Below are 15,539 nucleotides of genomic sequence, written 5' to 3'. Positions count from 1 at the left end.
ATTCGCAGCAGGCCATGTCGTTTCCTTTGTTGAAATCTGACTAGTTTTCCCGGTTTTGGTCAGGCGGGCTGTACGGGTTGGCGGCCCCTGGGTGCAAGCGGGCAAACAGGGCTGCCAGTCTCGCGATGACCGGTTCTTCCAGTTCCACATGAAGCAGGGTTCCCCGTTCATAGCGCATGATGGGAAAAGCCCCCAGGGAAAGCGGGATATCACGGCGGTGTTCCACAAATCCGGGAAGCTGCACCAGCAGGCGAAGGAATGGATTTTCATCGGATTTGTCCGCAAACAATGAGGACAGCTCAGGGGTGATAACGATGCTGGTGTACGGTGAACACTGTGCGGCCCAGACCGTAAAAGCGGTCTCCCTCACCTGGCTGCGCCCATGGCGGCGCATCACCAGCAGCGCCTGGTAAACGGCCGACATCAGCATCGCCTCCGCCTGCTTTGCACCGTATGTCTGCTCCAAATGCGCGAAGTCGACGGTATAGGCCGTCCCCGCCTCCACCAAGATGTCGTCCGATAGTGCAGCGGCGGGGATTGACTGGATCGGCGCTTCCCTCACCTCGCTGTCGGCCGGGGCGGACTCGTCATCATCATGCCTCACCGGCGCGGACAGACGCTGGATCATCTGCTCCACCTCGCGCTTCTGGGCTGCGGAAAACCGGATCTCATCCGTGAACACGTGGATTAGCTGATCATCCAGCAAGGCAAGGTGAAAAAGCTGCGTCTGCGGCTGCTCGAGCAAGCCGCGGACCATCTGCTGATCCTGCTCGGCGGTCATGTCAAAGGACAAGGGAAAACCCAGCGGCTGCACCGGATCGTTTCGCGTCCAGATGACAGCCAGCAGGCGTCTCTGGTAGGTTTTCCAATCTGCCGTAACCGCTCCCTCGGTCAGCTCGCTAAACGCGTCAATACTCTCAAAAACGAGATACAATTCTACAGCCCCGGCCGCGTTGAGACGGGCAAAGCAGGGCAGCCCGTCCACCTTTCCCGCACGGTACACATCGGCAAAAGGCCCGGGGGGCAAAATTTCTCCCAGCGTCTCCTCCGACGGCGAAGCGAAGTCTTCCCTCATTTTATGATCGGCCAATCGCCCATCGACTCCAGCAGGGTGTAATCGGTTGAATCGATATGGATCGGCGTGACGGTCACATAGCCTGCCTGCAGCATCCCGTAGTCATGTTTTCCTTGATCGACGGTTTCCGGGTACTCCCGCTGCAGGTAGTATCCTTCGTTGGCGGGCTTGTATTTGTCCTGGTAGTGGTAGAGCGACAAGGGAGCCGGGGCGATCCCCTTTACTTCGGCTGCCGGGAGGTGGGGGAAGTTCACGTTCCAAAACACCTCTGGGGGCAGCAGCTTACCGATCGCCCGGCGCTGAAATTCCCGCAGCAGCGGCTTGACGATCTCCTCTACCTCGCCGTAGTCTTCGCCGGCGAAGTAGTTGTCGTATGAGAATGCAACCGACGGGATTCCCAATATCACCGCTTCCCGGGCGGCGCTGCAGGTGCCGGAGTAATAGACGTCCCGCCCTAGATTATTGCCCACATTGATGCCGGAAAACACAATATCTGGGCGCCGGTCTTCCTTCAGCAGCAAGTAATAAGCCGCCTTGACGCAGTCCGCAGGCGTTCCGTGCACCTCCCACGCTTGTACGGGCAGCCCGTAGAAAGAATGGACGGTAGAAGTCAGCGGCGTGCGGTAGGTAATCCCGTGGCCGACACCGCTCTTTTCTTCCGCTGGCGCGGCAACGTATACCTCCACATCAGAGAGGGTCAACGTCGCCTCCACAAGCTTCTTGATCCCGATGGCATTGATGCCGTCATCGTTTGATATCAATATTCGCAGCATAGCAGCTTTCCTCCTTACTCGATTCCTTCTATTGTATCAAACGATAATGTCCGCTGCGACGTGTCAATTCTCCGCAAAACGAAAAAGTCCGCCAAAAAGGGCGGACTTGCTTCTCTTCAAATAGATTCGAACTTCCTCCCCCGGCGCTTCGACCGGCTTTGCAGCGACCTGCTTCCTCTTGATGCGATGCGAAGCGCGGTCAATCCCGACATATGGGCGGCGGCCATCGAGGTTCCGTCCAACACCTTGTAGGAATTGTTGAGCCACGTAGACTTGATCTGGACACCCGGGGCGAGGACAAGTCCCGGACCGCGCGAACTGAATGAGGCGATCTTGTTCTGCCTGTCAACCGCCCCGACAGCTATGACTTCTTTGTAGGCCGCAGGATACTCCAGTCTCCCCCCGTTGTTGCCGGCTGAGGCAACGAGGACAATCCCGGCTTGGGAAGCCTTTTTGATCGCGTGGTAGAGCGCCTGGTTTGGCTGGCTGGCGCCAAAGCTCATGTTGATCACGTCCATCCGGCGTTCCACGGCCCAGTTGATCCCCCGGATGATGTCGCTCATCCTGGCTGTCCCGTCAGGTGAAAAAACATGCACATCGTACAAATGAGCGGCCGGAGCGATGCCGACAATCCCCCGGTTGTTGGCGGCGGCGGCGATTGTCCCGGCTACGTGGGTGCCATGGCCGGCAATGCCCCCATTGACAATGTTGACTCTTCCCTTCACCTGCCCCCGCAAATCAGGGTGGCCGGAAGAAATGCCCGTGTCGATAACAGCCACTTTGATCCCTTCGCCCCGCGTCCTCTCCCAGAATTCCGGTGCTCCGACCTGTTCCACTCCCCATGGTATTTCATCGGTTGCATGAAGACGGACGGTGACCTCGTCGGAAACGTGATGCTTTTCATTCCCGAGCAGCTTCCGGAACTTTTCGTACTGTTCTGTCGGAATGATCAGCGTGTTGAGCGAGGCCAGGATTTTCGCCCTTGCGCGGGATGACTCGTCTTTCATCAGGCAGCTCAGACAGCGGTGATAGCCTTTCTGCGTAGGAAATGTAATGATTTTGTGCACGTCCACATCCCTCCAGGAAAGATTTCTTTCCTATCGTATGAACATGGCATGCACAGCGAAATAGTCAAGCTACCTATTCTCCGACAATTTGTTTCCAGCGTTCCTTCCAGTACAGGCCCTCCAGCATCCAGTCCTCCACCTGCTGCAGCTTGTCGCTGCCAATGCAAAGCAGCGCCGCGATGCGGTGAATGGTCTTTTGTTCGGCCGAGGAAAGCCTGTTGTCGGCCAGCGCGATGCGGTACAGTTGTCGGAGCAGCGTCAGCTTCTCCGTATTCGTCATCGCCTGCATATTGCTGATGATTTGCTCCGGCGGCTTTGGTTCGTCAAAGTCATCTATGAGAATTTGCCGTTCTCTTAGGGTGAACCGGCTGTTTACCATTTCGTAGATACGGGCAATTTCCTGCTCGCCCATGTAACCATCCGCGTGACCGACACAAATCATCAAGCGAATCGAAGTTAACAACAGCAGCTTTTCTTGTTCTGTTCGTACTGTCATCATGGTCCTTCCTCCTTTTTCGGCCCGCGATATGTTTCTTTAATTATACGACAGAAAAAGAAAGCGGTTGCAAGAAAGTTTATGTCTTTTCTGTGAAGTTCCGTCCAAAAAACGCCGATGCCAGCCTTTCGTACCGGATCGGCTGGCATTTGGCGCTCCTCATTCGGTTTGTAAAGCGATCTGCGCCTGGACGGCCGGCTTTTTCACCCACACGCGGGTGATCCGGTAGTGATCCACCTCGCCGACGACAAACTGATAGCCTTCTGCCTCCACCGTATCGCCAACCTTGGGAGGATGGTCGATCTGCATGTAAATCCACCCTGCCAGCGTATCCACCTCACTCTCCTCCAGCTCCAGCCCAAGGTAGTCGTTTACCTCCTCCAGCAGCATGCGCCCGTCAAACGAGAAGATATCGTCCTTCTGTTCGATTTCCGGGCGTTCGTTGTCAAATTCATCCTGGATGTCGCCTACGATCTCCTCCAGGATGTCCTCTACCGTCACCAATCCGGCCGTACCGCCGTACTCGTCGATGAGAATCGCGATCTGGTTGTGCTGCTTCTGCATCCTCGTTAAAAGCCTGCTGATCGAGATGGTTTCCGGCACCGTCAAAACCGGACGCATGAAGTTTTGCAGCTGCTGGTCCGTGTCCTGCAGCAGATTGGTCAGCAAGTCCTTGATATGCAAGCTGCCCACTACATGGTCCTTGTCTCCGTCCACCACCGGATAGCGGGTAAACCTACCATTTTTTACCACCTGTATATTCTCCTCGTACGGATGCCGCAGGTTGAGGACGACCATGTCCGTGCGCGGAACCATGATCTCCCGGGCCATCGTTTCGGAGAAATCAAAGATGTTGTCAACCAGCATCAACTCCGTCTGGTCGATCAGTCCGCTTTTATGGCTTTCACTGACCAGAATGCGGATCTCCTCCTCCGTGTGCGCTTCCTGCACCTCTGAGGCGGGCGGAACTCCCATCAATTTTAAAAACTTCGCCGCTGACCAATTCAACAGGACGATAAACGGATACATCACTTTGTAGAACAGCTGGATCGGCCTCGCCACCTTCAGCGATACCCATTCGGAGTGCTGGATGGCGAGCGACTTCGGGGCCAGCTCTCCCATCACGATATGTAAGAAGGTAATAATCGAGAAGGCCAGCAGGAAGGAGATGGTCTTTCGCCACGGATCTGCCAGCGCAAGGGAGCGAAACAACGGGTCGAGCAGCGTCGAGATCGTCGGTTCCCCGAGCCATCCCAGACCCAGTGAAGCCAGCGTGATGCCCAGCTGCGTGGCAGACAGGTAGCTGTCCAGATTGCTGATCAGCCTGTCCACGGCTTCGGCCTGCCGGTTCCCCTCGGCCACCAGTTGGGCAATGCGGGACTCGCGCACTTTGACGACAGCGAACTCGGTCGCGACAAAAAAGCCGTTCAGGAAAACGAGCACAAAGATCAGGACTACGTTAAAAAATTGGGCTGCGAGAGTACCTGTTTCCAAGCTGTCGCCTCCTCCTTTTTCCTTATTGTACCCGCCTCCCGTTGAAATATTGTTGCCCTCCCGCCGATGCCCTGACAGCCTTTGCTGTAACACGCTTTTGCTTCCTGTCCATCCGTTTTCCTTTAACGCGTCAATTATGGTAGGATAATGAGATAGTCTATCCACTACAACATAGAGGTGACACGAGTGTCTGTAAAGCCGCATTTGCCGCTGATCGTTCAAAGCGACCGAACCATTTTGCTCGAGGTCCACAACCCCTTGTTCGAAGAAGCCAGGCACGCCCTCGCAGGATTTGCCGAGCTGGTCAAAAGCCCGGAGTACATCCACACCTACCGGATTACGCCGCTCTCTTTATGGAATGCGGCCAGCAGCGGCATTTCCGCGGAAGACGTGCTGGCATCGCTCGAGGCTTACAGCAAATTCGGCATCCCACCGACCATTGCGGCACAGGTCCGAGAGACGTTTGCCCGCTGCGGATCCATCCGGATGGAACGGCGCGGAGACGATCTCGTCCTGGTCGGGGAGGATCCGCTGCTCATGACCGACATCATGGGTTACCGGTCCTTTCAGGCGTATATAGACACGGTGCTGTCACCGACCGAATACAAACTGAGAGATTTTGCCCGCGGACCGATTAAACAAGAACTAGTAAAATTGGGGTATCCGGTTCAAGACCTGGCCGGCTACGCAGAGGGAGAGGCCTGCCCTGTCGAGCTGCGCCAAACAACTCTGGCCGGCCGGACTTTCGGGCTGCGGCCGTATCAGCAGTCAGCCGTCGACGCGTTTTACCAAAGCGGCTCGGTCTACGGCGGAAGCGGCGTCCTGGTCCTGCCCTGCGGCGCCGGGAAGACGGTCATCGGCCTTGGCGCGATCAACCAGATCCAGCGGGCGACCCTGATCCTTACGACCAACACCACCTCTGTCCGCCAATGGATCAGCGAAATTCTCGACAAAACGACTGTTGAACCGGAGATGGTCGGAGAGTATACTGGGCAATTGAAGCAGGTAAAACCAATTACCGTTGCGACCTACCAAATTTTGACACACCATCATAAAGAGACGGACGAATACCCGCATCTGCGCCTGTTCAGCGAGCGGGATTGGGGCCTGATCATCTACGACGAGGTTCACCTGCTGCCTGCGCCGATCTTCCGCATGACTGCAAGCCTGCAGGCGAGGCGGCGGCTCGGCCTTACCGCCACCTTGATCCGCGAAGACGGCCGCGAAGAAGACGTGTTTTCCCTGATCGGCCCCAAAAGGTTCGAGCTGCCGTGGCGGGATCTGGAGGACGCGGGCTTTATCGCCCAGGCGAACTGCCGGGAAATCCGCTTGCCCATATCATCCAAGCTGCGGGAGGCGTACGCTGTTGCCACGCCGCAGCAAAAACACCGGATCGCTGCGGAAAATCCGCAGAAAGTACAGGTGCTCAAGTCGCTGCTGGATCGCCACCAGAGCGATCGCGTGCTGATTATCGGCCAGTACATCAAACAGCTGGAGAGCATCGCCGAACAGCTGGGTGCGCCGCTGATCACCGGAAAAGTGCCGGAGCGGGAGCGGGAGCTTTTGTACCAACAGTTTAAGGCTGGTAAAATCAACCACCTGGTCGTGTCCAAAGTGGCCAACTTCGCGGTGGATTTGCCCGACGCCAACGTAGCCATCCAAGTCTCCGGCACGTTTGGTTCCAGACAGGAAGAGGCACAGCGGCTGGGGCGCATACTCCGGCCGAAGGAAGGAGACAATCAGGCCCATTTCTACACCTTGGTCACCCGAGACACGCGCGAACAGGAATTTGCCGCGCATCGCCAGCTGTTTTTGATCGAGCAAGGGTACCGCTATGAAGTTGTAGATGTGGATACTGACCGTTTCACTTTTTTTCAGGAGCATGAAACGTATGAATAGAACATGCGTCAAAATAAACGAAGGGGGGCCGGAGGAAAGTATGCAAACCGATACCGAAATCATTCAGCGGATTTCGCAGGGAGACGTGGAGGCATACCGTGAAATCATTCAACGCTATCAACGAATGATCTTCGTGTTTATTTACAAGATGGTGAATAACGCGGCCGATGCGGAAGATTTAACCCAAGAAGTATTTGTCAAAGCTTACGAAAAACTCTCCTCCTACCGTGGAGACAGTCAATTTTCTACATGGTTGCATACGCTGGCCCGCAATCGCACCATCGACTTCCTCCGCAGGCGCAAAATCCATGAATCGGACGAGCAACTGGCCTATATACCTTCACCAGCAAGAGACGGTTCACCTCAAGAGAGTTTACTGGGCAAAGAGCAGCGGCAGGAAATTGTCCGCGCTTTTGAGCAGTTATCCGATACGTATCGGGAAGTCATCATCTTGCGCTGCACCCACGAATACCCGTTTGAAAGGATAGCTTCACTGCTCGGCATAGCTGAGTCGACGGCGCGCGTTCGCTATTTGCGCGCACGTCAGGAGCTTGCCAAAATTTTGACTCGTTCGGAAGGAGGGCTCGTACATGAACTGCCAGGAGTTTAGAGCAAAATGGCCTAATGACGCCGACGAAGCCGCCCTTTCACACGTAGAAGCTTGCGACAGCTGTCTGGAATGGATAGAGACTACCTTCGCCGCTCCCGAGGAGGTATTGTTTATGAAAGAATATCCCCAGCCGCCCGATCAGTTGGAAGATCGAATCATGCAAGCAATCTATGCCTCTACGAAAAATGTTTCCATACCGCCGCTCACAGCGGCAAGCCAATATCTCGATCCGCTATCGGAGAAACGCAGCAAAAGGCGCTTTCGGCCAGCCGCCTGGATCAGTGCAGCCGCGGCATTGGTGATTGTCGGACTCGTCGGTGCCCAGACGCTCAAGCATAATGCCGGAGACCAGCTCGCCGCCGGCCGGGGAGAAAATTTCGCTTTTCAGTCCGAGTCAAGCGGCGCCTCGCCAAGGATTTCGATGGATATGAGCTCCCAGGCACCGGCAAACTCCCCAACCTCGGCCGCTGCCCCAAAAGAAAAGCCACAAGAGGCAAATGACGGGAAAACGAAGAAGCAGCCTGCGGCTAATCAAGCAAGTGGTCAAGCCGATAAGTCTGTAGTGGCAGCAGACAATCAACTGGCCCTGGCAGCCGATATCCCTGCTCAGCAAAAAGCGGACACGCTGGCAGGAACCGCTCATAAAGCACTCCCTTCGCGTTCCAACCCGGATGTATCCAATCGGGCGGCCAACGCCATTGCCGGGGAAGAAGGAAAAGAACAAAAAAACGACAAGGCAAGCGGAACGGAAGCGGCGGATGCCGCACCGGAAGGGCAGCTCACCGACAGTGAGCAAGGAATAGCGAGCCTGACGGCAATCGAAGAACCGGCGACAGGCGATTCTGGGACCGAAGCTGCCGTCGAGGGCTCCGGATCGCAAGCATCACACCCTGCTGAGGCGAATAAATCGATTACGATTTCAACCTTTACCGATGCCAAGACCGCTGCGCGCGCTTCCAACATCCCCGTGCCGACCCTGGCCAAGGCGCCGGAGGACTTCTCGCTGGAAGGCTTGACGCTGCAGTACGAATCAGAAACCAGCAATCGCGTGTCAGAAGTGATGACTACTTACAAACGCGGAGACGACAAGATTACGATCCAGGTGCTGCCAAACGACGTTCATAAGCGCTCCCTGTCTATCCCCGGAACGTTCGTTGACCGCCGGCTGTTCGTCATCAACGGCAATCAGGCGATCGGCGTCACATACGACCAGAAGTCACATGAGGCCGTCGCACCGCATGCTGTTCACTTCATTACGACACACGGCAAACTGTCGTTCTACGTGATCATGACTGGAAAAGGCATTACGCTCACCCAGTTGATCGAGCAGGCAGAAAACCTGAGCTGGCACGATTGAGCAAACAAAAAAGTCTGTTCCCCCTAGAATCCGGGAACAGACTTTTTTTGGTCATATTCAGGGTATCTTTCTCGCTAAGAGACCACGTCGCGCTTGGTAAATACTGCGTAGGCGACGATCAGCGCGGCCAAGCCCCACACCCCCAGCACGACGAGCGAAAAAGGCAGCGTCATCCCTTTTATCGGCGGAAGACTGCCGGACAGATAGTCGGTCAAGCTCAAATTGACCACAAACAAGTACTTCGCCGACTCCCACGTCGACGCCATCTGAGTGAGGATGCTTCCGCTGATCAGCGCCGCCATCATGATCCCCATGCCGGCTGCCGCACTGCGCACCAGGACGGAGACCATCAATGTAATCGTGCCGACCACTACAGAGACATACCACCCCAGGCCGTACTGCATAAACATGTACTTCCACAGCGGCAGCATAAAGACTCCGGAAGTGTCCAGATTTTCTCCCACAGCGCGAAACCCGGTCAGCACCGGCATGCTCCAGCCGGCATAACCGAACACGACTCCAGAGATGAGATACGCCAGCACCAGACTGAGCACGACCGTAAGCGACACGAACAAAAGCAAGGCGATGTATTTGCTGGTCAGCACCTTCCAGCGGCGAACGGGACGCGTCAACAGCAGCTTGATCGTCCCTTCGCTGTGTTCGGCCGACACCAGGTCTACCGCCAGGACGACAATCGTCATCGGCAAAAACAGGGCGACCGCCTGATCCATGAACGAGCGGGCAAACGCCGGACCGCCGGGGGCGTCGGGATTGATGTCGTGGTCAAGGTAATACTGCTGCTGTTTGACCTGGACGCTCAACCACTGCCGCCACTCCTCCGGCATCCGGCTGGAACTGAGCCGGTTCTGGTTGTCGACGATCCGCTGCTGCAAAAGCGTCCGCCAATCCGAGGTGCCGAGCCGCTCCTGGGCCGTCAGCACCGCCTTGTACTGCGCGTATGTAAAGATCGGAATCAAGATCAGCAAGATCAAGGTGACGACGAGAAAACGGCGGCGGCGCAAGATTTTCATCGTCTCATTTTGGACCAACTGCAGCATGCTGCCTCCCACTTACGCTACACCTCCCCTGTCAGGCTGAGGAACAGATCCTCCAGCGTAACGGTCTTCGAAGCAATCCCCCGCACCTGGATCCCGGCCTCTACCAGCGCAGCATTGGCCGTGCTGATTTGCTCCACGTCCATCCTGCATTTGCCCTTTCCCTCAGCTGTCTGCCAGACCTCAGTGACAAAGGGAAGCCGGGCCAGACAGGCGAGTCCCCTTTCCAGGTCTGCTCCAGCGAATTCCCACTCCACCTGGTCGGCAAATTGGGCCATCAGCTCTTTTACCTCGCCAACGGAAATGACCCGTCCGCTCTGAATGATCGCCACCCGGTCGCACATCATCTCGATTTCATTCAACAGGTGGCTGGAGATGAACACCGCAAGGCTCTCCTGTTCGGCCAGGCGGCGGATAAACTGGCGCATTTCCCGGATTCCCGCAGGGTCCAGGCCATTCGTCGGTTCGTCGAGAATCAACAGCTTGGGCCGGTGCAGCAGGGCTTGGGCAATCCCCAGCCGTTGGCGCATGCCCAGCGAATACGTCTTGACCTTGTCGTCGATCGCATGAGCGAGCTCGACGAACTCCGCCACCTCGTCAATGCGCCCAGCCGGTATCTGCCCGCTCATGCGCGCGAACTGTTCCAGGTTTTCTCTTCCGGTCAAAAACTTGTACAGCTCCGGATTTTCCACAATACAGCCGACCTGCCGGATCGCCAGCGCAAATTCCCGCTTCAGCGAATGGCCTCCGATAAAAATCTCGCCGCTGTCTGCGGCCGCCAGCCCGACCAGCATGCGAATCGTCGTGGTCTTCCCCGCCCCATTCGGCCCGAGGAAGCCGAACACTTCTCCCGCCATCACGTCAAACGTGATGTCTTTGATGATCTGCCGTTTTCCAAATGATTTTTTCAGATGAGCGACGGACAAGACAACCTCTGCCATTTGCGGTTGTGGCACCTTCCCCTCTGCCTTGGAATTACCGCGTAAACTGTCGAAAACAGACTGATTGTGGTACACTACCGATGATTAGATTTTAGTATACCACGCTTTCGGACATTACCGAAAAGAGGAGGAGAACCATGCGTCCCCGAACCGGACAGCTGCTCTGGCGCGTCACAGCGTCTGCCGCTTTTCTCTCTCTGCTCGCGCTCATGGCCGGTTTTGCCTTTGCCCTGCACCCGCAGTGGCTGGCTCCCGCGACCGGCACACCTGCACCCTCAGACACAGGGCCATCTGCTCCGGCAGCCGCCCCCGAGACGGACCAGCGCTTTCAACTGGTCACGCTTGGCGATTCGCTGACACGCGGCACGGGCGACGCCAATGGACAAGGCTACGTCGGGATCGTCCGCAAAGCGCTGGAAGAGCAGCAACAGGGGAAGATCACGCTGACCAACCTGGCGATCAACGGACTGCAGTCAGCCGAACTGCTGGATCAGATTAAACAGCCCCATGTTCGCCGGCTGCTCTCCGATGCCGATCTGATCCTGTTCACGATCGGCGGCAACGACCTGTTCAGCCAAAGCGGAGGCATCTACGAAGTAAACCCGGAGAAGCTTGACGTTGCCTTACAGGAATTGGCCTCCCGTTTCACCCGGATCCTTCAGGAAATGCGGGGATTGAACACCCGTGCTCCGATCATCTACACTTCGCTGTACAACCCGTTTGGCGACACTGGTGCGGCTGCCGAGAGTGCATCAGCGGTGCTCGATTGGGACCATCAAGCCGGCAAGATCGCCGCGCAATTTTCCGATGTGCTCGCCGTGCCCACCTACGACCTGTTTGCCCATAAAGAAAAAACGTATTTGTACTCCGATCACTTCCATCCGAATACGGACGGCTACCAGCGGATGGCCGAGCGAATCCTGCAAGCGATCAAATGAAAAAACTCCCGTCCTTTCTCAAGATGGGAGTTCTTCTTTTGCCGCCAACTGCATCCGACTTGCTTCGAAACGCCGTTGTCCGCTTGTATAAAAACCGATGCTGACAAGTGATATCAGGGCGACGACCACGAACAGCGTACTACCGCCGTATTCTTCCAGAAAGAATCCGCCCAGCGCCGGCCCGATGAAGCTGCCGACGTTGATAAAGCTTTGCGCCCCGAAGTAGGTTCCGCGCATTCCCTCCGGCGCCAACCGGTCGACAAATACGCTGGAGGCGGGAAAGCAGAGGATTTCTCCGATCGAGAAGAGCACCATCGAGCCGATAAACATCCACCAGTTGGACGAATAGGCGTACCCGATATTGCCCAACGCAAAAAATACGCTGCCGACGGCAATGCTTCGCAGAGGCGAACGCTTCTCCGACCATCTCGCCACCGGAAGCTGCAGCAGAATGACCGTGATCGCATTGACTGTCATCAGTACGGCGAACAGCTTGATCCCGTCGGCAAATTTTCCCGAGACGAACTGGGAAAGCGTCACGCTCATCTGCGAGTAGCTGATCTGGGCGAGGATGCCGCCAGCGATAAAATAGCGGAATGCCCCATCGCCGGCAATCGCCTGCCAGGCGCCGCGGAAGGTAATCCGCTCCTTTTTCTGCCCTTCGATCTGCTTGATGCCAAAGCAGCGAAGCAAAACCTGCAGCAAGACGGCGTAGACGAAATAGACGAACGCCGTCACCAGGAACGGCAGGGCGCCCCCATGCAGCGCCAATGCCGCGCCGAGCAGGGGGCCGACCGCCACTCCGAGATTGATCGCCGTGTAGCGCAGCGAAAAGACGCGGAATCGCTTCTCCGGCTCCGTCACGTCAGCCATCAGCGCCTGTGACACCGGTTCGTAGATCGAGCGGCAAAGCCCGCTTAGTATGTTCAAGAGCAGGAACAGCAGGGTGCTTTTCCCCAGTGCGAAGCCTAAAAACACGAACGCCCAGACATAGAGGGCGATCAGCATGACCCGCTTGCGCCCGAACAGGTCGGACAGCGTACCGCCGACAAATCCGCCCACGGACCCGGCGAGCGACCCGGCGCCGATCGTCAGGCCGATCAGAACCGGCGACATGTCCGTATGTTTGCCCAGGTAAATGGCCAAAAACGGCATGCTCATCGAGCTTGCCGCACGGGCAAAGACGGTTCCGACGATCAGCGAATGCACAATCGGATGAAAATCAGCCAGGAAACTGCGCAGCTTGTACAGACCATTCATTTCTTTTCTCCCCGGTTTCTCCTCGTCACTTGCTGATTGACAGGTAATGTGCTTCATTTTAGAAAGGGGGGAGCGATAAGTCAATGTTTTTTCACAAATATTTTTTATCGAGTAAAATTATTTAATTTCAATTTTATCAGTGATTTCACCCTGCTCATTCCACTTGATCGCCCGGTAGCTCGCGTCATGATAAAATGTAAACCACGCATTCGCCCGGACGCCTTCCGGGATCCACTTTTCCTTGGCGAAGATGGAAGTCATCGGGTAGTCGTCATAGGCCATGACCCACAAGGAGTTTTTATGAGCGTGAGTCGGGAGCAGATCGGCGAGGTGAAGCAGCACTTCTCCTCCGCTCTCCATGCGTATGACGGCATGGCCCCTGCTGTGCCCGCCCGTGTGGAACATTTCGATTCCCGGCAGCACCTCCTGCCTCTCCCCGTAAGGCTGCACCTGATCTTCGATGGGCCGCCAGTTCTCCTCCCAGTACGTGTTGCGGGAGCGGATATTGGGGTTCCTCATCTCGTCCCACTCGATCTCCTGCACGTAAATCGCCGCATTCGCAAAAGTGGAGACGAGCTCTCCCTCACGAAGGGAGACCAGGCCGTTGGCGTGATCGTAATGCATGTGGGTCATCATGACGATGTCCACATCCGCTGTCGTCAATCCCAATGCGGCCAGATCCTGGTGAATTTGCGATTCTTCCGTCACGCCGTAGTTGCGCTTCTGCTTGTCCGTCAAGCGGTCATTGCCCAGTCCGGATTCGATCAGCAGATTTTTCCCGTGCGCCTGGACCAGGATCGGGTCTGTGCGCAGCGGTATCTGGTTCAACTCATTATGGGGATAGCGCTTGCTCCACAGCGGTTTTGGCACCACGCCAAACATGGCGCCGCCGTCCAGCTGGGTCATGCCGCCGCGCAGCCACGTCAAAGTGAAGTCTCCTGCAATTAGCTGGTTCACGATTCATCCCTCCCTATGTTGCGGGCATTAAAAGGGCACCTGTATCCAAGTGCCCTCGCCTCAGCCTTTATCCTCTACGGATACTGTCCGATTGGCCGCAGAGACTTCCAGCGAGATGTCGCTTGCGACCGCCTCGATGGACAACTGCGATTCCGTGCGTCTGTGGGTCAGACAGAGCTGCGCCACCTTATCCGTATCGCGATACAAACTGATCAGTGTTTTAAACGGATTGGCACTGCCCCCGGCTATGATCTTAAAACCCGGAGCCGCCTGAAAAGACCAGCCCTCGACGTGCAAGGTCTGCTCCCGGCAGAAAAGAAAATGCCGCTTGCCAAGCAAAATTCCATTGTCGCTCACGGTGCCCCCCACTCCCATCGCTTGATGATTCTCCACACTCATTTTCCTATGAATGCGGGAGAAAAGGAAGGGGTTCGACAAAATATGTCAAGCCGGTCTCCTTTCCTTTTTTGGAGACCGGCTTGCCCTTATTCTGCGTCTTCGGTTGTTTCGCTTGTGTCCGTGTTCGGGAGATGCTTGATTCGACCCGCACGCCTGGCAGCGTCACGCAGCAAAAATTCGATATGCGTATTCACGCTGCGAAATTCGTCTGCTGCCCAGCTCTCCAGCAAGTCGTACAGCTTGGGATCGATCCTGAGAAGAAACTTCTTCTTGGCAGACATAGGCGATCGACCGGCTAGTAGAGCGACCCGGTATTGACGATCGGCTGTGCGGCACGGTCAGAGACGATCGCCACCATCAGATTGTTGATCATCGCCGCCTTCCGTTCTTCATCCAGCTCGATCACCTGTTCCCGCTGCAGCCGCTCGATGGCGAGCTGAACCATCCCCACCGCACCCTCGACGATCAGCTTTCGCGCGGAAATGATCGCTCTCGCTTGCTGGCGCTGCAGCATGGCGCTGGCTATCTCGGTCGAATAAGCGAGGTGGGTCAAACGCGCTTCGATCACTTCCACACCGGCGACGGCCAGTCTTTCTTGAAGCTCCTGGGCCAGTACAGCGGCTATCTCTTCGGTATTGCCCCGAAGAGAGTAGCCGGGCTGATCGAAGTTGTCGTACGGGTAGCGGCTGGCTACATGGCGGATGGCCGCTTCGCTTTGAATCTCTACAAAGTTCTCGTAATTGTCTACGTCAAACGTCGCCTTGGCCGTATCCGTCACGCGAAATACGACAACCGCGGCAATCTCGATCGGGTTTCCCTCGATGTCGTTCACTTTCAGCTTCGCGCTGGTGAAGTTGCGGACCCGAAGCGATACGCTGCGGCGTACTGTAAACGGAATGCTCCACCAGAATCCGCTCTCGCGAATGCTCCCCAAGTATCGGCCCAGGAAGATCAACAGGATCGCTTTATTCGGCTGCACCACAACGATCCCGCTGGCGATGACCCCTACTAGTACGATGGCGAGTATGCCGAGCAGCGGATGATCGCGGCTAAAAGCGTACAGGCCGAGGAAGAGCAAAATCACTGCTATCCCTGCCGCGACAAAACCGTTAACCGCAAATACCTTTTTCTCCTTCATCCCGGTCACCCTTTCGGTGGTTAAATGATATCTCTTTGATATCACTATGATATCACTTTTGTATAAAACTGTAAACCACT

16 protein-coding genes are annotated in these 15,539 nt (G+C 56.2%); 4 read left to right on the top strand and 12 right to left on the bottom strand.

Features of this window, described 5'->3' with window-relative positions:
* Positions 1 to 40 precede the first annotated feature (40 nt).
* From ACI7RC_RS18105 to ACI7RC_RS18085, 5 genes are all read right to left on the bottom strand, one after another.
* Positions 41 to 1,090, bottom strand: a complete 1,050-nt coding sequence (locus ACI7RC_RS18105; RefSeq protein WP_408109611.1) for a hypothetical protein — start codon at positions 1,088 to 1,090, stop codon at positions 41 to 43.
* Positions 1,072 to 1,848 (bottom strand): 5'/3'-nucleotidase SurE, encoded by a 777-nt coding sequence (gene surE, locus ACI7RC_RS18100; protein ID WP_408109610.1) that lies wholly within the window; start codon positions 1,846 to 1,848, stop codon positions 1,072 to 1,074. The genes ACI7RC_RS18105 and surE overlap by 19 nt, the downstream gene beginning before the upstream one ends.
* Before the next feature lie 116 nt (positions 1,849 to 1,964).
* The gene (locus ACI7RC_RS18095) at positions 1,965 to 2,915 is read right to left on the bottom strand and encodes a S8 family peptidase (RefSeq protein ID WP_408109609.1); all 951 of its coding nucleotides are present in this window, start codon (positions 2,913 to 2,915) and stop codon (positions 1,965 to 1,967) included.
* Positions 2,916 to 2,988: 73 nt separating this feature from the next.
* The gene (locus ACI7RC_RS18090) at positions 2,989 to 3,414 is read right to left on the bottom strand and encodes a tellurite resistance TerB family protein (RefSeq protein ID WP_408109608.1); all 426 of its coding nucleotides are present in this window, start codon (positions 3,412 to 3,414) and stop codon (positions 2,989 to 2,991) included.
* 156 nt (positions 3,415 to 3,570) lie between these two features.
* Entirely contained in the window at positions 3,571 to 4,905 is a 1,335-nt protein-coding gene (locus ACI7RC_RS18085) for a hemolysin family protein (protein ID WP_408109607.1), read from the bottom strand.
* A gap of 186 nt (positions 4,906 to 5,091) precedes the next feature.
* Between ACI7RC_RS18085 and ACI7RC_RS18080 the strand changes: the two genes are divergently transcribed.
* From ACI7RC_RS18080 to ACI7RC_RS18070, 3 genes are read left to right on the top strand one after another with little or no spacing between them, the layout of a single operon-like run.
* Positions 5,092 to 6,804 (top strand): DNA repair helicase XPB, encoded by a 1,713-nt coding sequence (locus tag ACI7RC_RS18080; protein ID WP_408109606.1) that lies wholly within the window; start codon positions 5,092 to 5,094, stop codon positions 6,802 to 6,804.
* Positions 6,797 to 7,414, top strand: a complete 618-nt coding sequence (locus ACI7RC_RS18075) for an RNA polymerase sigma factor (protein WP_408109605.1) — start codon at positions 6,797 to 6,799, stop codon at positions 7,412 to 7,414. The genes ACI7RC_RS18080 and ACI7RC_RS18075 overlap by 8 nt, the downstream gene beginning before the upstream one ends.
* A complete protein-coding gene (locus ACI7RC_RS18070; protein WP_408109604.1) occupies positions 7,395 to 8,771 on the top strand; it encodes a hypothetical protein in 1,377 nt (458 codons plus the stop codon). The genes ACI7RC_RS18075 and ACI7RC_RS18070 overlap by 20 nt, the downstream gene beginning before the upstream one ends.
* A gap of 74 nt (positions 8,772 to 8,845) precedes the next feature.
* On the opposite strand, the gene ACI7RC_RS18065 is transcribed toward ACI7RC_RS18070, so the two are convergent.
* Positions 8,846 to 9,829 carry an ABC transporter permease gene (locus ACI7RC_RS18065; RefSeq protein ID WP_408109603.1) on the bottom strand — a complete coding sequence of 328 codons (984 nt, stop codon included), beginning with the start codon at positions 9,827 to 9,829 and terminating at the stop codon, positions 8,846 to 8,848.
* 17 nt (positions 9,830 to 9,846) lie between these two features.
* A complete protein-coding gene (locus ACI7RC_RS18060; RefSeq protein WP_408109658.1) occupies positions 9,847 to 10,767 on the bottom strand; it encodes an ABC transporter ATP-binding protein in 921 nt (306 codons plus the stop codon).
* A gap of 137 nt (positions 10,768 to 10,904) precedes the next feature.
* Between ACI7RC_RS18060 and ACI7RC_RS18055 the strand changes: the two genes are divergently transcribed.
* The gene (locus ACI7RC_RS18055) at positions 10,905 to 11,705 is read left to right on the top strand and encodes a GDSL-type esterase/lipase family protein (RefSeq protein ID WP_408109602.1); all 801 of its coding nucleotides are present in this window, start codon (positions 10,905 to 10,907) and stop codon (positions 11,703 to 11,705) included.
* Positions 11,706 to 11,723: 18 nt separating this feature from the next.
* Here ACI7RC_RS18055 and ACI7RC_RS18050 read toward each other — a convergent pair whose 3' ends face one another.
* From ACI7RC_RS18050 to ACI7RC_RS18030, 5 genes are all read right to left on the bottom strand, one after another.
* Complete coding sequence (locus tag ACI7RC_RS18050; RefSeq protein WP_408109601.1) at positions 11,724 to 12,965, bottom strand: MDR family MFS transporter; 1,242 nt, start codon at positions 12,963 to 12,965, stop codon at positions 11,724 to 11,726.
* Between the two features lie 117 nt (positions 12,966 to 13,082).
* On the bottom strand, positions 13,083 to 13,922 hold the full coding sequence (locus ACI7RC_RS18045; protein WP_486303980.1) for a YtnP family quorum-quenching lactonase: 840 nt from the start codon (positions 13,920 to 13,922) through the stop codon (positions 13,083 to 13,085).
* A 60-nt stretch (positions 13,923 to 13,982) separates the two neighbouring features.
* Positions 13,983 to 14,315 carry a hypothetical protein gene (locus ACI7RC_RS18040; protein ID WP_408109600.1) on the bottom strand — a complete coding sequence of 111 codons (333 nt, stop codon included), beginning with the start codon at positions 14,313 to 14,315 and terminating at the stop codon, positions 13,983 to 13,985.
* 92 nt (positions 14,316 to 14,407) lie between these two features.
* Positions 14,408 to 14,602 carry a type II toxin-antitoxin system antitoxin gene (locus ACI7RC_RS18035; protein ID WP_408109599.1) on the bottom strand — a complete coding sequence of 65 codons (195 nt, stop codon included), beginning with the start codon at positions 14,600 to 14,602 and terminating at the stop codon, positions 14,408 to 14,410.
* Between the two features lie 14 nt (positions 14,603 to 14,616).
* On the bottom strand, positions 14,617 to 15,459 hold the full coding sequence (locus ACI7RC_RS18030) for an SPFH domain-containing protein (protein WP_408109598.1): 843 nt from the start codon (positions 15,457 to 15,459) through the stop codon (positions 14,617 to 14,619).
* Between the last annotated feature and the right edge of the window lie 80 nt (positions 15,460 to 15,539).

This window comes from Brevibacillus sp. B_LB10_24, assembly GCF_046036945.1.
GTDB lineage: Bacteria > Bacillota > Bacilli > Brevibacillales > Brevibacillaceae > Brevibacillus_C.
The sequence above is the reverse complement of the archived record's forward strand: the minus strand, read 5'-3'. Positions and strand labels throughout refer to the sequence as shown.

Bases quoted from the DNA above. Each gene is read 5' to 3' on its own strand.
- ACI7RC_RS18035 (WP_408109599.1), bottom strand. From the start codon at position 14,602: ATGTCTGCCAAGAAGAAGTTTCTTCTCAGGATCGATCCCAAGCTGTAC.
- ACI7RC_RS18050 (WP_408109601.1), bottom strand. From the start codon at position 12,965: ATGAATGGTCTGTACAAGCTGCGCAGTTTCCTGGCTGATTTTCATCCG.
- ACI7RC_RS18030 (WP_408109598.1), bottom strand. From the start codon at position 15,459: ATGAAGGAGAAAAAGGTATTTGCGGTTAACGGTTTTGTCGCGGCAGGG.
- ACI7RC_RS18090 (WP_408109608.1), bottom strand. From the start codon at position 3,414: ATGATGACAGTACGAACAGAACAAGAAAAGCTGCTGTTGTTAACTTCG.
- ACI7RC_RS18060 (WP_408109658.1), bottom strand. From the start codon at position 10,767: ATGGCAGAGGTTGTCTTGTCCGTCGCTCATCTGAAAAAATCATTTGGA.
- ACI7RC_RS18055 (WP_408109602.1), top strand. From the start codon at position 10,905: ATGCGTCCCCGAACCGGACAGCTGCTCTGGCGCGTCACAGCGTCTGCC.
- ACI7RC_RS18075 (WP_408109605.1), top strand. From the start codon at position 6,797: ATGAATAGAACATGCGTCAAAATAAACGAAGGGGGGCCGGAGGAAAGT.
- ACI7RC_RS18070 (WP_408109604.1), top strand. From the start codon at position 7,395: ATGAACTGCCAGGAGTTTAGAGCAAAATGGCCTAATGACGCCGACGAA.
- surE (WP_408109610.1), bottom strand. From the start codon at position 1,848: ATGCTGCGAATATTGATATCAAACGATGACGGCATCAATGCCATCGGG.
- ACI7RC_RS18065 (WP_408109603.1), bottom strand. From the start codon at position 9,829: ATGCTGCAGTTGGTCCAAAATGAGACGATGAAAATCTTGCGCCGCCGC.